Annotated in this window: 19 protein-coding genes; 11 read left to right on the top strand and 8 right to left on the bottom strand. The window is 44.8% G+C overall.

Translation table 11 applies throughout. The annotated features are described in order from the left end of the window. Positions 1-8: 8 nt before the first annotated feature. From AB4154_RS20630 to AB4154_RS20620, 3 genes are all read right to left on the bottom strand, one after another. Positions 9-692, bottom strand: a complete 684-nt coding sequence (locus AB4154_RS20630) for a spondin domain-containing protein (protein WP_065583911.1) — start codon at positions 690-692, stop codon at positions 9-11. Next, positions 685-825 carry a hypothetical protein gene (locus AB4154_RS20625; RefSeq protein WP_017067451.1) on the bottom strand — a complete coding sequence of 47 codons (141 nt, stop codon included), beginning with the start codon at positions 823-825 and terminating at the stop codon, positions 685-687. The genes AB4154_RS20630 and AB4154_RS20625 overlap by 8 nt, the downstream gene beginning before the upstream one ends. Before the next feature lie 266 nt (positions 826-1091). Next, positions 1092-1433, bottom strand: coding sequence for a YggL family protein (locus AB4154_RS20620; RefSeq protein WP_017062629.1), 342 nt, complete (start codon positions 1431-1433; stop codon positions 1092-1094). A gap of 254 nt (positions 1434-1687) precedes the next feature. Here AB4154_RS20620 and AB4154_RS20615 point away from each other — a divergent pair, with 254 nt between their 5' ends. Next, a complete protein-coding gene (locus AB4154_RS20615; RefSeq protein ID WP_372124007.1) occupies positions 1688-3715 on the top strand; it encodes a PhoX family phosphatase in 2028 nt (675 codons plus the stop codon). 256 nt (positions 3716-3971) lie between these two features. On the opposite strand, the gene AB4154_RS20610 is transcribed toward AB4154_RS20615, so the two are convergent. The 3 genes from AB4154_RS20610 to AB4154_RS20600 all read right to left on the bottom strand — a co-directional run bounded on the left by AB4154_RS20610 (position 3972) and on the right by AB4154_RS20600 (position 7209). Further along, positions 3972-4592 (bottom strand): LysE family translocator, encoded by a 621-nt coding sequence (locus AB4154_RS20610; RefSeq protein ID WP_017064486.1) that lies wholly within the window; start codon positions 4590-4592, stop codon positions 3972-3974. 164 nt (positions 4593-4756) lie between these two features. Further along, positions 4757-6043, bottom strand: a complete 1287-nt coding sequence (locus AB4154_RS20605; protein WP_017062632.1) for a DEAD/DEAH box helicase — start codon at positions 6041-6043, stop codon at positions 4757-4759. A gap of 182 nt (positions 6044-6225) precedes the next feature. Further along, positions 6226-7209, bottom strand: coding sequence for a GTP-binding protein (locus tag AB4154_RS20600; protein ID WP_017069160.1), 984 nt, complete (start codon positions 7207-7209; stop codon positions 6226-6228). Between the two features lie 552 nt (positions 7210-7761). On the opposite strand from AB4154_RS20600, the gene clcA reads away from it, so the two are divergent. Both clcA and AB4154_RS20590 read left to right on the top strand, forming a co-directional pair. Continuing rightward, the gene (gene clcA, locus AB4154_RS20595) at positions 7762-9168 is read left to right on the top strand and encodes a H(+)/Cl(-) exchange transporter ClcA (RefSeq protein WP_017064484.1); all 1407 of its coding nucleotides are present in this window, start codon (positions 7762-7764) and stop codon (positions 9166-9168) included. A gap of 206 nt (positions 9169-9374) precedes the next feature. Continuing rightward, positions 9375-10355: a TDT family transporter gene (locus tag AB4154_RS20590; protein ID WP_104216296.1), complete on the top strand. Its 981-nt coding sequence runs from the start codon at positions 9375-9377 to the stop codon at positions 10353-10355. 158 nt (positions 10356-10513) lie between these two features. On the opposite strand, the gene hmpA is transcribed toward AB4154_RS20590, so the two are convergent. Next, positions 10514-11710: an NO-inducible flavohemoprotein gene (gene hmpA / locus AB4154_RS20585; protein WP_065583915.1), complete on the bottom strand. Its 1197-nt coding sequence runs from the start codon at positions 11708-11710 to the stop codon at positions 10514-10516. A 369-nt stretch (positions 11711-12079) separates the two neighbouring features. Here hmpA and norR point away from each other — a divergent pair, with 369 nt between their 5' ends. Both norR and AB4154_RS20575 read left to right on the top strand, forming a co-directional pair. Continuing rightward, positions 12080-13672 (top strand): nitric oxide reductase transcriptional regulator NorR, encoded by a 1593-nt coding sequence (gene norR, locus AB4154_RS20580; protein WP_017062637.1) that lies wholly within the window; start codon positions 12080-12082, stop codon positions 13670-13672. 89 nt (positions 13673-13761) lie between these two features. Then, a complete protein-coding gene (locus tag AB4154_RS20575) occupies positions 13762-14121 on the top strand; it encodes a glutaredoxin family protein (RefSeq protein WP_372124005.1) in 360 nt (119 codons plus the stop codon). A 109-nt stretch (positions 14122-14230) separates the two neighbouring features. On the opposite strand, the gene AB4154_RS20570 is transcribed toward AB4154_RS20575, so the two are convergent. Further along, positions 14231-14866, bottom strand: coding sequence for an OmpA family protein (locus AB4154_RS20570; protein ID WP_029235219.1), 636 nt, complete (start codon positions 14864-14866; stop codon positions 14231-14233). A gap of 258 nt (positions 14867-15124) precedes the next feature. Here AB4154_RS20570 and AB4154_RS20565 point away from each other — a divergent pair, with 258 nt between their 5' ends. From AB4154_RS20565 to AB4154_RS20540, 6 genes are all read left to right on the top strand, one after another. After that, positions 15125-15751: a thioredoxin domain-containing protein gene (locus AB4154_RS20565; RefSeq protein ID WP_017062641.1), complete on the top strand. Its 627-nt coding sequence runs from the start codon at positions 15125-15127 to the stop codon at positions 15749-15751. A gap of 76 nt (positions 15752-15827) precedes the next feature. Continuing rightward, entirely contained in the window at positions 15828-16301 is a 474-nt protein-coding gene (locus tag AB4154_RS20560; protein ID WP_017062642.1) for an FKBP-type peptidyl-prolyl cis-trans isomerase, read from the top strand. Positions 16302-16489: 188 nt separating this feature from the next. Then, a complete protein-coding gene (locus tag AB4154_RS20555; RefSeq protein ID WP_017062643.1) occupies positions 16490-17080 on the top strand; it encodes a TetR/AcrR family transcriptional regulator in 591 nt (196 codons plus the stop codon). A 143-nt stretch (positions 17081-17223) separates the two neighbouring features. Further along, positions 17224-18255, top strand: a complete 1032-nt coding sequence (locus AB4154_RS20550) for an NADP-dependent oxidoreductase (protein ID WP_372124003.1) — start codon at positions 17224-17226, stop codon at positions 18253-18255. Between the two features lie 35 nt (positions 18256-18290). Next, positions 18291-18911 (top strand): glutathione S-transferase family protein, encoded by a 621-nt coding sequence (locus AB4154_RS20545; protein WP_050634257.1) that lies wholly within the window; start codon positions 18291-18293, stop codon positions 18909-18911. 150 nt (positions 18912-19061) lie between these two features. Continuing rightward, positions 19062-20738, top strand: coding sequence for an RluA family pseudouridine synthase (locus AB4154_RS20540; protein ID WP_017062646.1), 1677 nt, complete (start codon positions 19062-19064; stop codon positions 20736-20738). The last annotated feature ends 65 nt before the right edge of the window (positions 20739-20803 follow it).

Genomic DNA, 20803 nt, shown 5'->3' with positions numbered 1-20803 from the left:
CATCCCCCTTACTTCACAACAATGGTGATAGTTGCAACAGGGTTTAACCATCGATGGCTACTGCTATCGAGGTCACTGATGCCGCCCGCCGCATCACCATCACCAATGTTACCTGGATGAATATGAACCTTAGCGTTTGATACTGCCGTTTCTACACCTGTGCCACCAGCGCCAAAGGTAATGAATGGAGGGTTCGGCATACTGCCCGCCAGCTCATCATTGGCTTCTGTGCCTGCGTCATAACCATTTAGAGTCGCTTTGTAGGTGCCCGCTTGAGTTGGGATCTTCCAGCTATCTAGACCAACAAAGCCGTCGTTTGTCGGCAGCAACATTGCACCCAATGATAGGTACTCTAAATCACCAGTACTGATATCAAACGTAGTTGCGACGCCTGGATTGAGGATGCCGGCCGCTGGGTTCTCAACCACCACGCCTCCCGCGTTGGCAATGACACCAGATAAACCTGAAATATCGCCACCTTCGGCCATGGACTCTAGTTCCGAAGAAGCCGTTTCACCCGTTCTAAACATGAACAAGCTTGAGTCATGAGCCGCCGCTAAGATAGGCGTAAAGTAGATCCCTTTCGTTGCATTAGTGACAGTGACTTCAAGCTCAGCAGCCTGAACTTGAGCCGCTCCGAAGGCCAACATAGCCGAGCTGATCACTAAGCTGATTTGAGTACGTTTATTCATTTTGATTCCATCCTTTATCGAGTCCTATCGTTGCCAACAAAACGAATAACAGCGATATACCGTTACCTTTGCCAGAACGAACTGTGGTGTTGTTGACTCTAAGAATGACGATCAAATCTATCAGCAACTTCATTGAATTCTCATAAAACTCTCACAAGTTTATCCAAACTTATTACTGCAAATAAAAATAGCGATAAAGTACTAATATTTAATCGAAAAATATCAATTTATCATTTACGTCAGAAGGGATAGAAAAGAAGATAAAGAATAGAAATGGAACGAATAAAACGCAAAAAGGCCGAATCGATTTAACGATTCGGCCTTTATTCTAGCGTACTGTTGTTACTCTTTCCTAAGCCGTATTTGGCCTTTCAATCGAGCTAACAACACAACATCAAATTAGAACGCGTAGTTTGCGTCAATCAGTTCGCTAACTTCCACTTTGCTTACTTCAGCACGAGCTTCAAGCCATTGAGCAACTTGCAGTTGTTCTGCTTCTGTTACTGAACGGTAGCGCTCAATTGAGCATAAGAAACCTTCAAACAGCTCAAGGCCGCCGCCACCAAAGCACAGACCGATGCTGTCGATGAAATCAATGAACTCATCAATGAACACATCGTATTGATCAAAATCAGTAATCGATGTCTTGCAGCTTACTTCAAAACCCAGAATCGCGAATTCACCTAGGTATAGCTTTTTGCGTAGGCGACGATTTTTGTTTTCGATTTTATCTAATTTCATAACTGCCTCTCTTTTCGTTTGATAAAGCATTTATACACAGTTCCACATCAATCCCCAAGAGTTTTGTATTACACAAGGGTGTTAATGGCAAAAATCGTGCTACAGAAACAAAACCTTAATCAAATCTATAAAAATCTGTCACTTAACTGCTTCACGATTAGTCACACATTGACCCAACTTATTAACCAATTAGTTAGTAGGTGGGTAAGTCATGAATAACGAATAATAAAATCAGCCAATAGGAAGCAGTAAAGATGAGCAAGGAAACATTTGATAGCACTCGTTTTAATAAGAGCAAAAACAAACCCTTCGAAGAAGTTTTAGATGCGAACCTTTCAAGAAGAAATGTTCTCAAAGGCGGTTTAGGCATCAGTGCAATGACGGCGTTTGGTGCTTTTGGTTTAGCAGGCCACAGCACAGCGCACGCGGCGACAGCATCATCTAGCGCACCGCAAAAAAGCACTGCTACACTTGCATTCGAATCGGTTAAAGGCTCACTGACAGACAGTGTCGTTGTGCCAAAAGGCTATACAGCACAAGTATTGGTTCCTTGGGGTACTCCACTTAACAAGCAAGGCAATGCTTGGTTAAAAGATGGAACCAACAACGCACAAGATCAAGCAAACTCACTGGGCATGCACCACGACGGCATGCACTTCTTCCCGCTTAATGGCAACAGCAACGACGGTTTGTTGGTGATTAATCACGAATACATCGACCAAAAAGCACTGCACGCTAATGGTCCTACATACGATGAAGGCAACCGCCCTAGCCTTGATGAAGTACGTAAAGAGATCAACGCACACGGCGTGAGTGTGGTTCGTGTAAAACTTGAAGGCAACCAATGGGTGATGGTCGATAACGATCCTCTGAACCGCCGCTACACAGGCGCGACCGTAATGGATCTGTCTGGTCCTGTTGCACACAGTGAATTTACCAAAACCAAGTTCTCACAAGACGGCAGCCAAGCTCGTGGCACGTTGAACAACTGTGGTAATGGCTACACACCATGGGGCACTTACCTAACGTGTGAAGAAAACTGGCCGGGTTATTTCGTTAACAAAGGCGAGACAACACCAGCGCAAGAACGTATTGGTATCGCTACCGACAAAACACGTTACGGTTGGGACACGCTTTCTGGTGACAAACAAGAACGCCTAGACGAATTTGCTCGCTTTGACGTAACACCAACAGGTGAGTCAGCAATGGACGATTACCGTAACGAAGCACACGGTCACGGCTACATTGTTGAAATCGACCCATACACAGCAAACTCTCGCGCTAAGAAACGTTCTGCACTGGGTTGTTTCCGTCACGAAGGCTGTACGTTTGGTAAGTTGACCGAAGGCGAGCCGATCGTATTCTACTCTGGTCACGATTCTCGTTTTGAATACCTATACAAATTCGTTTCTGAAGAGAAATGGGACCCGCGTGACGCAGAGCCGAGTAATCGCCTAAGTGCGGGTGACAAGTACATGGATAAAGGCACGCTGTATGTGGCTAAGTTCAACGATGACGGTTCAGGTACGTGGCTACCACTAACGTTGGGCAGCAAGACTACAAACGGCGGCAAGCTAGGTGATTCATTTGACTCTCAAGCAGCGCTTATCATCAATACAGCGGGCGCTGCCGACCTTGTTGGTGCAACGCCAATGGATCGCCCTGAATGGTGCTCTGTTGACCCAATGACGGGTACGGCTTACCTAACGCTGACTAATAACAACAAGCGTAAAGAAGCGAACTCTGCGAACCCTCGCGTAGACAACAAGTTCGGTCATGTTATCCGTTGGGATGAAGGCAAAACGGCAAGCGAGTTCGATTGGGATATCTTCGTATTTGGTTCACCAGCAGTGGAAGACAAGTCTATTAACCGCTCTGGTCTAACAGACATGAACCAGTTCGCGAGCCCTGACGGCTTAGCGTTTGATGCTCGTGGCATCTTGTGGATTCAGACAGATAACGGCGCAGACGAAGTAACTGGCTACACCAATGACCAAATGCTGGCAGTGGTTCCATCTCAGTTAACGGATGACAACGGCAACAGTGCGGTGATTGATGCAAACAACCAAGCACAGCTTAAACGCTTCTTTGTGGGTCCAAACGGTTGTGAAGTGACTGGCTTTACCATCAGCCCAGATTTCAAGTCACTGTTTGTGAACATTCAACACCCGGCAAACTGGCCATCGTCTGAAGATGCAACCGCACAAACTCAAGGCAAAGTCCGCCCAAGAGCATCTACGGTTGTGATTCGTCGAGAAGACGGCGGTGAAATCGCGGTTTAAATATACAACGCAGGCTAAGATCAGAAACATTTCTGTTATCTAGTCTCTGTTCGTTAGCTAAGTAAAATCAAAAAGAGCGATAAGGCCAAATGCCCTATCGCTCTTTTTATATTCTATGCATTCTTCGGTTTAAGTAAGAATCCGAATTTTCAAAACTCACCGTAATCCTAAGTCGTCATCATCCCACGTACGCGTCACCCTCGAGAAGGAGGAACGACTGAGTCGGGGATCTCTGCTCGTTGTAGGCTAACCAGAATTAGCTCACGAACAACCAAACACCAACGCCCATCATCAACGTACCTGCAATGCGGTTCATCAACTTAACATTGTCGGCTTTGCCCAGCATATGCTTTAAGCTCTTTCCGCCTGTCGCGTATAAGGTCATGCAAACAAACTCAGAAACCAGAATGATTGACACGAGAATGAACAACTGCGGTGCTAAGTCTTTATTGCTGTTAATAAAAGGAGGCAGCAAAGAAATCATAAACGCCCAGCCTTTTGGGTTCGCAATTGCAGTGACAAAACCTTGAACCACCAAGTCCCAATCATTGCTGACTTTTGTTGTTTGGTTGTCAGTACTGATCGCCAGTTTGCCTCTCGAACGCCACATCTGAACGCCTAAATAAAACAGGTAACCCGCACCAACAAATTTAAAGCCCGTAAATAGCCATGGGTAATTCAACATGATCGAAGCGATACCCAATACCGCGGCAATAGAAACCACAGCGACACCAGCCAGTTCACCGATCATCATCCATAATGTACGCTTGTATCCAACACTCATTCCAAGTGTCAACGCCAAAGTCATACACATACCGGGCGTGATTGACACGAAGAAAAACGTGGGAATAAAAGCCCAAAGTAGTGCGCTATCCATATTATTACCTTATCGACTTGTTTTTATTTATTAGTTCTTGTTTCTTGATCGGGCTTGAAATGAAGCGAGGTTGAAACGAAGCAGTAATGACAATAAACAATATTGCGATCAATACAAACAAAAAGAGCCACATAACAGTGGCTCTTTTCAATCACCAACCGTAATTACTTACGACGGTTTTTAATTCGCTTCATCATAGTCAAACGACGTTCAGCGCTTGCTTGATCTTGTGGCTCTTCGTTCGCGTTGTTCTTACGACCCTGACGGTTTTTGTAAGCCGATTTAGTGTTCAGCTTCTCGATGTAAGCATCACGTTTCTTCGGTTCATAACCCGGTTGTTCAACACGACGAATGCGCTGTTGAATCAGTTTTTCAACTTGAACGACAGTCAGCTCTTCTTCGCGGTTAACGAAAGAGACAGCGTGACCTTGCTTACCTGCACGACCTGTACGGCCAATACGGTGAACATAGTCTTCTGCTAGGAAAGGCATGTCGTAGTTAATTACGTGTGGTAAGTCTTCGATATCAAGACCACGAGCCGCAACGTCGGTTGCTACCATTACACGCGCTTTACCTTCTTTAAAATCGTCTAGAGCACGACGACGAGCACTTTGCGCTTTATCACCGTGACACAGTACTGCTTTAATGCCATCTAGCTTAAGCTCTTTAACTACATCGTTCGCTGTTTCTTTGTAGTTAACAAAAACAAGCACTTGGCGCCAGTTTTTACGACCAATCAGCTCAGAAAGCAGTTCTGTTTTACGCTCTTGATCCACTGGGTAAACCACGTGGCCGACAGTAGCAGCCGTTGAGTTTTCGCGCTCAACACTAATACGTTTTGGTTTACGCAGAATATCAACAGACAGTTGGTTTAACTGAGTAGAAGTCGTTGCAGAGAACATCATGATTTGCGGTGATGTTTCTACATCCAACATGATCTTACGAACGGCATTGATAAAGCCCATATCAAGGATACGGTCAGCTTCATCAAATACTAGAAATTCTAGGTTAGCAATAGACACGTTACCCGCTTCTAAGTGCTCTTCTAAACGGCCAGGTGTTGCAACCAAAATATCCACACCCAGTTCTAGTTGACGAACTTGTGAAGACATCTTGTTACCACCGTAAACCGCAGAAACACTTAGATCTGTGTATTTAACGTAGTCTTTAATGTTTTGAGCGATCTGCGCAGCAAGCTCACGAGTTGGAGCAAGAATAAGGCCGCGAGCCGTTCCTCTAGACGCCTTTTTACCGCTGTTCAAAAGGTGTTGGATAACAGGCAATGAAAATGCCGCTGTTTTACCCGTACCGGTTTGAGCAGTAGCAAAAATATCATGGCCTTTACGAGCCATTGGAATCGCTTTTTGTTGAATTGGAGTGAGTTTTTCATAACCACACTCAGTCAACGCTTTGACTAATTCAGGAGCAAAACCTTGAGAGGAAAATGACATTGTTACGGGTTCCTTAAGCAGACAGCCTACATTCTTATTTCAGCCGAGCACTATAAAGTAATTAGAGTGATTTATCTCACATTTATCGTGATATAACGCAAACTTTCTCATTTAATCTGGTGTTTATCCCGCCTTCAACGAGGTAAACACCAAGATCCTTGGTTCAAACAGCAAAAACAGGGCTATTTGATGCCACACAGCTTGAGTAGAATCTGCTCGAGATCGCCCCATGGCATGAGCTGCGAGTCGATCACTTCCAGTCGAGATTCAAAGCCATCAAGCGTAATTTCGTTCACAGACACGACTTGATTCGCCACATTGAATGCGTAGCAACCTTGGTCGGTGTTCACGACAGCTTTTACACGCTCGGCCGTTAGATCTGACAACATAGAGAATAGCGCATCGAAGTCGAACTTATGCTCTGCGCCAAACAACCAACCACAACTGAAATAGCCCTGTCCTTTATTCTCTTTACGGATGAAAGCTTCACCAGGAGGAAGTTGGAATTGAGGCTCTTGTTCAGCGTGATCGTGATGATGCGCTTCAATATGAGATGAAGCACTGCCGTATACTCTTTCAATGTCTAACACTTCCAATGGCACTTCACCATCGTGAATTAGCTTATGGAAGACTTTTGCTGGCGTTTGATCCGTCACCCAATCATTGAACACATCGATGTCTTCAGAATGAACAAGGTCAACCTTAGTACCAAGAATCACATCTGCACTATTTAGTTGATCATTAAAATTCTGATTCGAGGTGTACTTTTCATTAGACAGATTTCGTGGGTCAACCAAACCAAGCGTCGCTTTTAAATCGACATATGGTGTGTACTGATCGGAAGTCAGTGTCGCTATAACCTGTTTAGGGTGACCAAGCCCTGTCGGCTCAATCAATAAACGGTCTGGCTTTTGGCGAAGTAAGGCATTAATACCCACTGACATAGGCACGCCCGCAGTACAGCACATGCATCCACCCGGCACTTCTTTAATCAAAGCGCCTTGATCTGTCATCAATGCACCGTCAATGCCGATTTCCCCGAATTCATTAACCAGAACAGCCCAGTTTTCATTCTCAGGTTTATTTTTTAGCAGGTTCAAGATGGCTGTCGTTTTACCAACACCCAAGAAACCCGTAATGATGTTTGTAGGAACTTTTTTAGTCATATCAGTTCTCCTTTTTAAGGGAGTATATACTCAATCACCAAAAAGTTGACCCCAATCGATTGTTTACACTGAGATTCGTTAATAGAGGTTGGCGCGAAAATAATCAGAAGAGATAAAGCAGTAGAAGCGGAATGAGGAAATGGGATGCTCCAGACGAACTAAAGGCGTACTTACTCAGTACGCCTCACCCTCGTTACTCAATCGTGAGTTCGCGAATCAGGAAGCCTTAAATATCGACCTGAACATTTAACGAGGAACTAAAACTTTGTTTCTGAATCCATCCAAATTGTGTGTAAAACCTCACTTCTCCTTGCGGTTCGTTATGTTGCTTTACGATTTAACTATGGTTCATTTTTGGGGATATTCAAGCCGCCGCCAGAGAATCGATCAAAACTGTGACGGTGATTCCACTATTGACCATAGATTCCATTTATGTAACACGCACATTCCATAAATGAAATTCAACTTTTCATCTTTGTTGCTATAGGATATGCAGAGGAAGCGTATAATTTAATGCAACCCCGCCTTAACTCATTCAGGAAACTTATTTCTATGACCAGAAGAGAGAAAATTAAGCAGTCCTTATTAGCCAAAATGCCAAGGGATGCTATCAATCAATTTCTCTCAAGAGATAAGACCCCAGCCTCCGTTCTCTTTCTTTCTTGTATTGTGGGTGTACTTGCGGGCGTTGTGGGTACTTATTTCGAAGTTGCGGTTCATTTCATCACAGAAACTCGTACCGATTGGCTGAAAGATGAAATCGGTAGCCATTTACCATTGTGGCTTGCTGCTTTCCTTATTAGTGCGGCATTTGCCTTTATTGGCTATTTCCTCGTTCACCGATTTGCTCCAGAAGCTGCTGGCTCAGGTATCCCTGAAATCGAAGGTGCAATGGACGGCATGCGTCCTGTTCGATGGTGGAGAGTATTACCCGTAAAATTCTTTGGCGGCATGGGCGCGTTAGGCTCTGGTATGGTTTTAGGCCGCGAAGGGCCAACCGTTCAAATGGGCGGCAGTATTGGTCGCATGGTCACCGATATCTTTCGAGTCAAAGATGATGACACTCGCCACTCACTGTTGGCTTCAGGTGCCGCTGGTGGCTTAGCCGCCGCATTCAACGCACCACTGGCAGGCATCATGTTTGTAGTCGAGGAGATGAGACCGCAGTTTCGCTACTCACTCATATCAATCAAAGCCGTCATCATCTCAGCAGTTTCAGCCAACATTGTATTTCGTTCTATCAATGGCCAATCTGCCGTTATCACAATGCCTCAGTACCAGCCGCCTGAACTCGACGCACTTTGGTTATTCTTATTATTAGGTGTGTTGTTCGGCCTGTTTGGTGTGATTTTCAATAAACTGATTACGCTTTCCCAAGACCTGTTTGTGGCGATCCACAAGAATGACCGTAAACGCTACTTGATGACAGGCACCCTACTTGGCGGTTGCTTTGGCTTGTTGCTCCTTTATATACCTGAATTAACTGGTGGTGGTATTGGTATCATCCCGAACATCACGAATGGCAGCTACAGCGCCAATGTGTTGTTGTTGATTTTCTTAGGCCGAGTCCTCACTACCCTGCTTTGTTTCGGCTCTGGTGCGCCAGGCGGTATCTTTGCACCAATGCTTGCGCTAGGAACACTCTTTGGTTATGCGTTCGGGCTTATCGCAGCGGCATTCTTTCCCGAACTGAATATTGAACCGGGTATGTTTGCAATTGCTGGCATGGGAGCATTATTTGCCGCCACCGTGCGAGCGCCTATCACTGGCATACTGTTGGTTATCGAAATGACCAATAACTACTACCTGATCCTGCCGTTGATCATCACCTGCTTAGGTGCGGTAATCATTGCTCAAATGTTAGGTGGGCAGCCAATTTACAGTCAACTGCTTAACCGTACGCTGAAAAACGAAAAACTAAGACAACAAGATCTCCCTCAACAAGAGGAAGTACGTTAATTACAAATGACTCATGAAACAAAAGCACACATTCAACGTGCTTAATCTCCCGATTCCGTATCAAAATCAAAAAAGCAAACGTTAAACTTGGTATCATCCACTCAAAATTAGTTGAGTGCCCTCAAAATCTATTGATGGAAGACCTACACACTCTAACTAAGGCAAATAGTCCAATATTCTGTAATTAACTAAGTCGGAGCAAGTCGTTGAACTGGAGAAGATTAACCCAAGTAAAAAATGTGCCGCCATCTCAGGCGTCTTTAGCACTTGGCGTTATTGGGTTAGGACAAGCTTGGGCGTTATATATCCCGGGCATTGGTGAGATAATTCGTCCCTACCTCGCTGCATTCGGCGCGCTATTATTGCTGCCTGTTTTACTGCGCTATTTAACGAGCTTTAATACCTTCCTTAATGATATTCGCCACCCGTTAAGCGGAAGCTTGATGGCACCAATGAGCATGGCTTTACTGATTCTGTGCGACTATTTAGCCGAGATATCGCCAGCTATCGCCTACCCAGTTTGGTTCTGCGCGCTATTGCTGCACTTTACCATGATGGTGTTGTTCTTCAGTTTTCAGATCATCAACTTCAAAATGTCGAACATTGTACCGAGTTGGTTTCTGTATCCGGTCGGTTTGATCAGCAGTTCCTTAGCTGGCACACAGTTCGGGCACACCGTATTTTCAGAAACACTTGCGGTCACTTGTATTGGTATCTATTTCCTTATGTTGCCAGTGGTGTTGTACCGCTTGGTGTTCGAAGGCAATCTTCCTCGCCGAGCAAGACCAACACTCGCTATCATGGCAGCTCCGGTTAACTTATCTTTAGCCGCTTACTTGGTTAACTTCGACAACCCAGACCCGATTCTAACAGGTGCATTGGCGGGCATTGCCATCACCATGACTTTGTTGATTTACTTGTGTTACATCCGCCTGATGCGTTTGAAGTTCCAACCTTCGATTGCTGCCGTCACCTTCCCATCTGTGATCAGCGCTATTGCCATGCATCGTCTAACTACATTTTTCGGCGCGGAATACCCACAATGGTATTGGCTACACAAGTTTGGTTTCTTTGAGCTAACCATCGCCACCATTCTAGTGATTTGGGTTGCCGGTGGTTACGTAAAAATGTACTGGCCTGAGTTTTTCGATTCCGACTACATGTCCAAGAAGATGAAACGTTCTTAGATAGAAGCGAAAAGATCTTAGCTGAACCATCGTGTTCTGCAGTAGTCGATGATGTCAGACAAAACCAACCAAACCCAAAAAGGCCTCACACTGTGAGGCCTTTGAATAGGCAAGGTATTAATAGTTCAGGCGAGTGTTACTAGAAATGCCGAGACCTATTAGAAGTTAGCGTGAGGGCCGAATACTTCGTAGTGAACGCGTGAACGGTCAACTTTCATTGCATCTAGCTGCTCTACGATGTTCTTCATGAAACCAACAGGACCACAGATGTAGAAATCGCTCTCTTCAAAGCCTTTAGTATCAGAGATAGACGCTAGATCCATTTGACCTTGATGCGTGTTTTCACATGCAGATTCATCTTTGTTCATGTACCACGTTTTCGCTTCCCAACCTTTGTCGGCAACAATATCTTTAACACGAGTCGTGAAAGAGTGTTGGCCTACGTTCTCACAAGCGTGAAGGTAAAGTACTGGCTCGTTTTTATCTTCCGTGTTTAGGAACTCAAGCATAGACTGCATTGGCGTTACACCAACACCTGCAGAGATAAGTGTTACTGGCTTGCTGCGCTCTTGATACATGAAGTCACCCGCTGGTGCGTATAGGCTAACCTCATCACCAACAGCAACCTTATCGTGTAGGTGGTTAGATACAACGCCTTGTGTCTCTTGGCCTTGTCCTTCACGTTTAACAGAAATACGGTATTGCTTGCCGTTTGGCTTATCAGACAGTGAGTATTGACGAATCTCGCTGTATTGAGAGCCTTCTGGTTTCACTTCGATACCGATGTATTGACCTGGTGTGTAATCCAGAACTTCACCGCCGTCTTTTGGCTGAAGGATAAAACTTGTTACTAGCGCTGACTCTTCGATTTTGTCTGCAATCACAAACGCACGCGCTGCTTCCCAACCACCAACAGCTTGCTTACGCTGTAGGTAAAGTTCAGCTTCACGATCGATGAATACTTGCGCCAAGAATAGGTAAGCGGCTGTCCATGCTTCTTCCACTTCTGGAGTAAAGGCGTCAGCAGCTAGTTCACGTAATGTCTCAATCAGGTGCAAACCAACAATTTGGTAGTGCTCTGGTTGAATGTTAAAGCTTGTGTGTTTCTGAGCAATACGTTCAACGGCAGTTGTTAACGCTGCTAGATTTTCAATGTTCTTTGCATATGCCGCGATAGCTTCAAACAGTGCTACGCCTTGGCGACCTGTTCTTTGGTGAGTCATATTGAAGATATCTTTCAACTCAGGGTTATGCGTGAACATACGTTGATAAAAATGCTGAGTTAAAGCTGGGCCTGCGCTCTCAAGTAGAGGAATAGTAGATTTGATGATTTCGATATGTGCATTGTTAAGCATGAATTTACTCCGAACACTGAGCCTTATGACCTATATGTCATTTTGACTACTAAAAATTAAGAATGACTTATCGATTTTCTGAAACCTTAGTTATTTTTAGAAACTGAGTTATTTTGACTCGTTTTCATTTCAAAAAATCGCGAAACCTGATTAATACAACCTGATTGATTGAGATCAAGAATAGTCTGTTTAATCAGCGCTATAATTGGGCTTCTCTGTATCTTCTGCACAATCAGTGCCAACTTTATCAATCCCCCGTCATTACTGGTTTTCTTCTCAAAACTCATCTTATAAAAATGTCAAAAAGACCTTTTTTTTAAGTCAATAAGACTCTATTATGTAGATAAACACACACAGTTAGAGTTTTTTATGCAAGATATCTCCGCATCTACCCTCATGGAAATGACCATTGGCCTCGCAAGTGGTGTCAACGATCAAGATCGTTTCAATCGCCTGATCGATGCCATTCGCAAAACCATAACGTGTGATTGTGTCGCGCTTTTAAGCCTTCAAGGCGACACGCTAGTACCTATCGCAATGCAAGGGCTCAGCCGAGATACGTTCGGTCGTCGCTTTATCATTTCAGAACACCCACGGTTTGAAGAGATCTGCGCGTCTCGCTCTCCTGTTCGTTTCGATGCTGACAGCTCCTTACCCGATCCTTTCGATGGTTTGCTTATTGACCATGATGGCGATTTACCAATGCATGCTTGTATGGGCTTGCCTTTGCTATTTGGCGATAAGCTCTTAGGTATTCTGACTCTAGACAGCTTGAAACCTGATGTCTTCGCGAATATTCCGGCGCGTAACCTTGAAGTACTGGCAGCTATTGCAGCCTCAACCATGCAGATGGCACTGACCTTCTCGCAACTTGAGCATCAAGCAAAACAGTCAAAGCAATTACTCGAAGAATTGAACGTAGAAGCGTGGGAACGTGACGGCGGTGAGTTGATTGGTAACAGTGACACCATGGTCGCGCTTAAGAACGACATCGCTGTTGTAGCTCCATCTGAGTTTAATATCTTGATTCATGGTGACACCGGGGTTGGTAAAGAGCTTGTGGCTCGCACCCTGCACCACCAATCTCAACGTAAACGTAACCCACTCGTCTACGTAAACTGTGCTGCAATTTCTGAAAACTTAGTAGAGAGTGAACTGTTTGGTCACGTTCGTGGCGCGTTCACTGGCGCAGACAAAAACCGCTTAGGTAAATTTGCTTTAGCCGATGGTGGCACACTGTTCCTTGATGAGATTGGTGAATTGCCTTTGGCCGCTCAAAGTAAGCTCCTACGTGCGCTGCAAAACAACGAAATCCAACCGGTTGGCCAAGACAACATTCAAACCATTGATGTGCGAGTATTGGCAGCGACAAACCGAGATCTAAAACAAGAAGTTGAAGACGGTCGATTCAGAGCCGATTTGTACCACCGATTGAGTGTGTATCCTATCGCGGTGCCAGCACTGAAAGATCGTGGTGACGACATCAGCCTATTAGCGGGTTTCTTCTTAGAACAAGCGCGTCGTAAGCTTGGTATCAACCAAGTTAAGTTCCGCTCCGACGTTCTTTCTTTCCTAAACCGTTATGGTTGGCCGGGTAACGTGCGTGAACTTGAGCATGTGATCAGTCGTTCCGCATTGAAAGCGTTAGCGCGCAGCACCAATAAAAACCTGGTGACAATCACTAAGGAAGATTGTGGTCCTCTAGACCAAGATCAGCCAATTGCGACGACTCAGGTGAAAAACACACCATTATCGACACCAACGATCGACCTTTCTGCAGGGCTACGTGGTGCAACGGACGATTTTCAACGCAGTATCATTACTGAGGTGTTGGAAGATGCCAACTTTAACTGGGCACAAGCAGGGCGAGTTCTGAAAACAGACCGAGCAAATCTGACTCGACTGTCTAAGCGTTTAGGGCTAAATGTGGCTAAGTCTCATACGATCGAACGGACAAAATAGATATTAGCGGTTTGTTGCGAGCATCTGACAAAACTTGTGTATATAATGCTGCAAATTGTAACGCTAATTTTAAATATGTAGAGAGAGTTATGAAGTTTATCCGTTGGTTATTAGGTCGTGTCATCTTGTTATTGAATTTTGTTTTCAGCCCACGTGGTGTGAAGCGTTCTCAAGAAGAACAAAGCAAAGTAAATGAGCAAGCAAAAACGCACACGTTATACCAATTCGAAGCGTGCCCATTTTGTGTGAAAGTGCGCCGCGCGATGAAACGTCAGTCGGTTCAATTTGAACTTCGTGATGCAAAAAACAACGAGCAACACCGTGCTGAGCTTGAAGCTGGCGGCGGTCGTGTGAAAGTGCCTTGTCTACGTATCGAAAAAGACGGTAAAACTGAGTGGATGTACGAATCTTCAGATATCGTGACTTACTTAGAAAAGCAGTTTGCATAAGCAATAAAGCAACAAAAGTCAGATACAAAAAATCCCTCGAATGTGAGGGATTTTTTATGTCTATTATTTGGCGTTAATCGCTTCAAATTGGGCGCGAAAGTTCAAACGACTACTTCGTGACAATCAGCATCAATTCAACACGGCGGTTACACGCCTTGCCTTGCGCAGAAGCGTTCGTACAAGCTGGAACATACTCACCGAAGCCACGAGTATAGATGGAACGACTTGATACGTAGTTACTCTCTAATCGAGCCTTCACTTCTTTTGCTCGCTGCTCTGAAAGCGGATCATTGATTCGATCTGTGCCCGTGTTATCGGTGTGCCCTTCAATCACCACATCAATATCTTGGCGTTGAGCAAGGTAGCTGCCTAGCGTATCTAGCCATTGATTATACGCTGGCTCAGGGAATGCTGAACCTGTTTTAAAGTTCACGTGCTGCTCAAGCTTTACCATCACATGGTTACCCGGCAACACTTCAAAATCGATGCGGTTTTGTCTTAAAAAGACTTCCAGTGGGTCGTTAGTCGAAACGCCACGTCCGTAGTTGGTCGTGATGGTTCTGTGTTGATGAGTGCTACTCTGGATAGAGTACCCACGATTGCTTGCTACATGAGTCGTTTGAACCACACCCCATTCAGGATGCATCAAGTCGTAATCGGTTTGTGGTGCAGTCTCTAGCATGTCACCGCCAAGTAAGTCAGTTGGTGACGTGGCTTCACACCCAGCCAAAGCTATGCTTAACATTATCGCTAAATATCTCATTACTTCACCAACCACTCATGCAGATAAACCATTCACTAATGTCTATATCGGCACCGAGGGAAAAACTTTAGACGAAAAGAAAGCAGAACCCAAAAAAGTGCTGTTGATCACAGTTAACCGTCTACTAGCTTGTCTTCAGCCGCTAGTTCGAACTGTTTGCATTTATTTACCTTATAATTGTTTTCCAATTCGTACTAAATAGTTAGAATCTCACGACTTCTCAACGCTAGAGCAAACATTATGTTTAAACCATTTACTAAATTCATCACAGCACTCGCTGCCGTACTCATTATCGCGGGTTGTAGTGAAACAGACGAGCCACAAAAAGGCGTTCAATACGAAGCGCTTCCTACTGCTCTAACAGAATTTAACTTGTCTCCGATCACTGAAATCTTCTCTCTTAACTGTGGTCACTGCCGTCAAATGGAAAGTGCCATTCCAGAGATTGAATCTCTAACAGACCAAACTATTGGCAAGATGCACGTGACGTTCAACGAAAGCGCTCAAATCAGCGCAATGATCTACTACACAGCAGTGATGCAGCTTGATGCGACGCCTGACCACGCATTCATGGACGACCTATTTGGTGCCGTTCAAATGGGTGCAGATGCAACACCTGAGCAGCGTCAACAAGCACTAGAGACAGCGTTTACTTCTCGTGGTTTGGTTAGCCCATACCAGCTGAATAAAGAACAGCAAGTCGCTCTTTTCGACTACGTTAAGCAAGCAGAAGAGATCTCAGTAAAAGGTCAGATCAACTCAGTACCAACCTTTATCATCAACGGTAAATACCAAGTACTAACAGCAGGTCACCAAGACGTTGCTGGCATTGCAAAAACGATCAACTACCTTTTGACTCAACCATAATCACGGCTTTAGTCAACTGATTAACACATTTTGTATTAACTACGAAATTCAGCACTCAATATAAATAGGTTTTACTATGTCTAAATTTGTCATCCCGGTCATTGTCTTTCTTTTGGCGGGTTTCATGATTTACCGTACTTGGACGAATCATAAGTCTGGCGGAGAAAACTTCGAACAAGGCCAACAATTTCTAATTGAAAACGGCACTAAAGAAGGCGTGATTACGACTGAAAGCGGTCTTCAATACCTTGTTCTTGAAGAAGGTACAGGCACAGAGCACCCAACTAAGAACAGCAAAGTAACGGTTCACTACCACGGTACGCTAATCGACGGCACTGTTTTCGACAGCTCTGTTGAGCGCGGCGAGCCAATCTCATTTGCTCTTAAGCAAGTAATTAAAGGCTGGCAAGAAGGTTTGACTTACATGGTTGAAGGCCAAAAAGTTCGTCTATTTATTCCAAGCACTCTAGCTTACGGTAAAGGCGGTTCAGGCCCTATCCCACCATCATCGACTCTGATTTTTGATGTAGAACTCATCTCTATCAAATAATCGAAGTGATTGATTTAAGCCCCAACATACGCGCTATGTCGGGGCTTTTTTATACCTGAACATTTGAAGCCTCTTTAGATATTGAGCTATTTAGCTATTGAGCTATTTAGCTACTGTAACAACGACCAAATATACCCTCGAAAACCGACCACTAGACGACTGGTCTAATTTAACTTATAGTACCGCCCATGAACGAAAAAACGAATGACACACGCCTGCATGTTTTAGATGTTGGCTACCAATTAATAGTGAACAACGGCTTTAACGGCGTTGGCTTATCGCAATTGCTTAAAGAAGCGGACGTGCCGAAAGGGTCGTTTTACCACTACTTTAAATCGAAAGAGCAATTTGGCGAGGCTCTGATCCAGCACTATTTTGAGACCTACATCAGCAGAGTTGAAACTATTTTGGTTCATGGTGAAGGCAACCATTACCAGAGAATTGTCAGTTATTTCACTCGATGGTCACAGATTGAAAACGGCACCTGCAATGCTCATAAATGCTTGGTCGTTAAACTCAGCGCGGAAGTTTCTGATCTTTCTGATCCTATGCGCCAAGCGCTATTAAAGGGTGCAGAAAAAGTGACGAATACCATCGAACAGTGCATTGTCGGCGGTATTGAAGATGGCTCCATAAAGGTTGAAGAGAGCCAAGAAGCAGCTCAGAACCTATACTCAATGTGGTTAGGCGCCAGCTTATTGAGCAAGCTGAGCCAAAGCTCACATAGCTTACAGTCAGCTTTGAGCCTTACCGAACGAATTTTAAAAGGTGAAAGCTAATAACGCGCAGCGCGCTTTATTGGCTTTAACTTAAAAAAATCACCCGCCCTCTTATCAATTTGATGACGGCGGGATTTTTAGACAACAAGACTAGACGACTGGTCTAATTCTAAATGTATAAAATACACAATTAAGGACATCCAATGACTCAACAAGACAATCGCCGAATCGTATTGGCTTCTCGCCCAGTTGGCGCACCGACTCAAGACAACTTCCGTTTAGAGACAATAGCTGCGCCAAGCATCAAAGACGGCGAGATGTTACTTCGCTCAGTTTACCTTTCTCTAGACCCATACATGCGTGGTCGTATGAGCGATGCTAAATCCTACGCAGATCCCGTTGCGATTGATGAAGTGATGGTAGGCGCAACCGTATGTCAGGTTGAAGAATCAAACCACGCTGATTACGAAATTGGCGAGTGGGTACTGGCTTACACAGGTTGGCAAGATCTTGGTGTGTCTAACGGTGAAGGCCTTATCAAACTAGGTAAAGAACCAACGCAACCTTCTTACGCGCTTGGCATCATGGGTATGCCTGGTTTTACTGCTTACATGGGCTTGCTTGATATCGGCCAACCTAAAGAAGGCGACACGCTAGTCGTTGCAGCAGCAACAGGTGCTGTAGGCGCAACCGTTGGACAAATCGGCAAACTAAAAGGTTGTCGTGTTATCGGCGTTGCAGGCGGTCAAGAGAAGTGCCAATACGCGAAAGAGGTTCTTGGCTTTGATGAATGTATTGACCACAAAGCTGACGACTTCGCAGAGCAACTGGCTAAAGCGTGTGACAACGGCATCGATGTTTACTTTGAAAACGTTGGGGGCAAAGTATTCGATGCAGTAATGCCTCTACTTAACACAGGTGCTCGTATTCCTGTGTGTGGTCTTATTTCTCAATACAATGCGACTTCACTGCCTGAAGGCCCAGATCGCATGTCTAGCTTGATGGGTATGTTGCTGGTTAAACGAATTAAGATGCAAGGTTTCATCATCTTTGATGACTACGCGCACCGTTACAACGAGTTTGCTGTTCAAATGACAGAATGGTTGTCTCAAGGCAAGATGCACTATCGTGAGCACCTGGTTGAAGGTCTAGAAAATGCGCCACAAGCATTCATGGGCCTATTGGAAGGTCAGAACTTCGGTAAGCTTGTTATCAAAACGAACGAAGCTAAATAAATTCAATAAACTGAACCCGTTAACTAGGTAGAATCATGATTACTTTGCATCACCTGAATAAGTCGCGCTCAAAGCGCATCATCTGGCTATTGGAAGAGCTTGGGGTAGATTACCAAATCAAACCCTACCAACGAGACAGTGTCACTTTTCTTGCACCACCAGAACTCAAATCCATTCACCCATTGGGTAAATCTCCTGTCATTGAAGACGATGGCGTCGTGATCACTGAATCTGGTGCTATCACGGAATACCTAATCGACAAATACGGTCAGGGTAAGTTCGCACCTACACGCGGCACCGCAGACTACGTGGAATATTCACAGTGGTTACACTTCGCTGAGAGTTCAGGTATTTTGCCAATGTTACTTAAGATCTTTGTGATGAAAGACGGCTGCGAAACTAACTTCCTAGGCGGTTATGCAGACGACGAAAACCAAAAGATCCTCACTTACGTGAATAATGCACTTGAAGGTAAAACCTACTTGGTTGCAGACACACTAACAGGTGCAGATTTTATGATGTCGTTCATCGTAGAAATCGTGGGTAACTTTGGTGCAACTGCGCTTTACCCTAACATCGCTAAATACGGTGAACTTTTAAAGAGCCACCCTGCTTACCAAAAAGCTGAGCAAGTAGAGCTAGAACACTCGAACTGATCGAGTTTCACTCAAACACGTGCTTGCTAGAGTAAACACAAGAAACTAAATGAAGCCAAAGCCGATTTATCTTCTGCTTTGGCTTCTCATTTGTCTTCATTTCGACAACAATACCGAACTCTAACTGAACAGCCATAGAGTTTGATCTTAATGCCAACAAACCTCGCTCAATACACACCTCTGCACCTAGCAAACACGAATGTCGATTTAGCGCTACCGACTCGTTTTACGTTTCCGTATTACTATACCCCGCACCCTGTGTGTGAATTCGCTATGCTGCAGCTTCAGCAATCACTTGTCGACTGTGGTGTGAATGAAACCTCGCAAGGTAATCTCTACGCTGTGCTTCTTGTTCAGAATCCAACCACACAAGGGTTAGGTTACCTTTCTGCGTTTTCAGGCTTGCAGTTAGATCCGGCTTTGGTCTCTCAGTTAAACAACATTCACTTTGTTCCACCAGCCTTCGATTCAAAACAGTTTCAATCTCAAAACAGTGCGAACCTTGCTCGACAATTGCAGCTCTCGGACGACATTGAAAAGCTGCAACAGTCGCACAATCTAGACACATTATTGGCCGAGCTTGAAGGGTTAAAAATCGAATCAGCAAAAGCTATCGAAGCCTTTCAGTTAGCAATGGCCGCAAACAAAGCTCAGCGTAACGAACTCAGAGAACAAGCCAATCAAGAAAAAGCATTAGGGAATCTAGAGTCAGCGGCGAATTTGCTCAAACAACTGGGCAATCAAAGTAGCCAAGAGAAACGTGACCTAAAAGCACTTCGTATTGAGTGGAAACAGAAGATCGCAGAGCGCCAATCACAAATTGATTTGATTGAAAGCGAACTGAAAAACCGTAAGCAAGATCACCAAGCAGTTTCACAACAGTTGGAAACTCAACGCCTCTCTCACTATCGCTTTATCAATCAAGCCAAGCAATCTAAGAATTTACTCGAGTTGCTCGATGGTAAAGACGCGCTTGAAGGCTCTGGTGACTGCTGCCTACCTAAGTTGCTTAACTTTGCGTTTGAACACGGGTTCAAGCCGTTAGCATTATCTGAGTTTTGGTGGGGATTACCGCCTACAGACATCATTCGACAACACGCAAACCTCTACCCTGTTTGTCAGAGTAAAAGCTTTGAGATCCTCGAACACCAGTTAAGTGGCATAGAGCTAGAAGATAACCCGCTTATCGTGAACCCTGCGGTTGGTAAGTCTTTTAATATTGTTTATGAAGACGATGAAATCGTAGTCGTCAATAAGCCTGAAGAGTTCTTGTCGGTTCCCGGTAAGTTCATCGAAGATTCAGTTTATACCCGCATAAAAGCGCGTTACCCGGATGCGACTGGTCCTTTGATTATCCATAGGTTGGATATGTCGACGTCAGGTTTGTTGATCTTGGCGCTCACGGCGGAATCAAACAAGCATATTCAGAAGCAGTTCATTAATAGAACCGTAGAGAAACGCTACACCGCTTTGTTAGATGGCGAGATAACGGGCGAATCTGGCAATATCAGCCTTCCTTTGCGCGGCGACATCACGGACAGACCAAGACAACTGGTTTGTCACCAACACGGCCGAAATGCAGAGACCCATTGGCAAGTGGTTAGCACTCACAATGGCAAAACCAAGGTTCACTTGTACCCTAAAACAGGGCGAACCCACCAGCTGCGAGTGCACTGTGCTCATCCATTAGGGCTTGGTGTACCTATTCGTGGTGACGACTTATACGGATACAAACGCGAGCGCTTACACCTGCACGCTGGCTACTTAAAGTTGATTCACCCGACAACCGGTGAATGGATGGAGTTTGAAGTGCCTTCCGAGTTCTAAACTCTAACTTATCGAGCTAAGACTCTTATCTCACTCAATATTTGATCTCATAAAACGCATCAAGG

This window comes from Vibrio sp. 10N.286.51.B11 (genome assembly GCF_041469245.1).
Classification (GTDB): domain Bacteria; phylum Pseudomonadota; class Gammaproteobacteria; order Enterobacterales; family Vibrionaceae; genus Vibrio; species Vibrio crassostreae_C.
Note: the sequence above shows the minus strand (reverse complement) of the source record. Positions and strands in the feature narration are given on the sequence as shown.

Excerpts from the sequence above, each read along its gene's own strand:
- AB4154_RS20630 (WP_065583911.1), bottom strand. The coding sequence starts at position 692 with ATGAATAAACGTACTCAAATCAGCTTAGTGATCAGCTCGGCTATGTTG.
- AB4154_RS20625 (WP_017067451.1), bottom strand. The coding sequence starts at position 825 with ATGAAGTTGCTGATAGATTTGATCGTCATTCTTAGAGTCAACAACACC.
- AB4154_RS20620 (WP_017062629.1), bottom strand. The coding sequence starts at position 1,433 with ATGAAATTAGATAAAATCGAAAACAAAAATCGTCGCCTACGCAAAAAG.
- AB4154_RS20615 (WP_372124007.1), top strand. The coding sequence starts at position 1,688 with ATGAGCAAGGAAACATTTGATAGCACTCGTTTTAATAAGAGCAAAAAC.
- AB4154_RS20610 (WP_017064486.1), bottom strand. The coding sequence starts at position 4,592 with ATGGATAGCGCACTACTTTGGGCTTTTATTCCCACGTTTTTCTTCGTG.
- AB4154_RS20605 (WP_017062632.1), bottom strand. The coding sequence starts at position 6,043 with ATGTCATTTTCCTCTCAAGGTTTTGCTCCTGAATTAGTCAAAGCGTTG.
- AB4154_RS20600 (WP_017069160.1), bottom strand. The coding sequence starts at position 7,209 with ATGACTAAAAAAGTTCCTACAAACATCATTACGGGTTTCTTGGGTGTT.
- clcA (WP_017064484.1), top strand. The coding sequence starts at position 7,762 with ATGACCAGAAGAGAGAAAATTAAGCAGTCCTTATTAGCCAAAATGCCA.
- hmpA (WP_065583915.1), bottom strand. The coding sequence starts at position 11,710 with ATGCTTAACAATGCACATATCGAAATCATCAAATCTACTATTCCTCTA.
- norR (WP_017062637.1), top strand. The coding sequence starts at position 12,080 with ATGCAAGATATCTCCGCATCTACCCTCATGGAAATGACCATTGGCCTC.
- AB4154_RS20575 (WP_372124005.1), top strand. The coding sequence starts at position 13,762 with ATGAAGTTTATCCGTTGGTTATTAGGTCGTGTCATCTTGTTATTGAAT.
- AB4154_RS20570 (WP_029235219.1), bottom strand. The coding sequence starts at position 14,866 with ATGTTAAGCATAGCTTTGGCTGGGTGTGAAGCCACGTCACCAACTGAC.
- AB4154_RS20565 (WP_017062641.1), top strand. The coding sequence starts at position 15,125 with ATGTTTAAACCATTTACTAAATTCATCACAGCACTCGCTGCCGTACTC.
- AB4154_RS20560 (WP_017062642.1), top strand. The coding sequence starts at position 15,828 with ATGTCTAAATTTGTCATCCCGGTCATTGTCTTTCTTTTGGCGGGTTTC.
- AB4154_RS20555 (WP_017062643.1), top strand. The coding sequence starts at position 16,490 with ATGAACGAAAAAACGAATGACACACGCCTGCATGTTTTAGATGTTGGC.
- AB4154_RS20550 (WP_372124003.1), top strand. The coding sequence starts at position 17,224 with ATGACTCAACAAGACAATCGCCGAATCGTATTGGCTTCTCGCCCAGTT.
- AB4154_RS20545 (WP_050634257.1), top strand. The coding sequence starts at position 18,291 with ATGATTACTTTGCATCACCTGAATAAGTCGCGCTCAAAGCGCATCATC.
- AB4154_RS20540 (WP_017062646.1), top strand. The coding sequence starts at position 19,062 with ATGCCAACAAACCTCGCTCAATACACACCTCTGCACCTAGCAAACACG.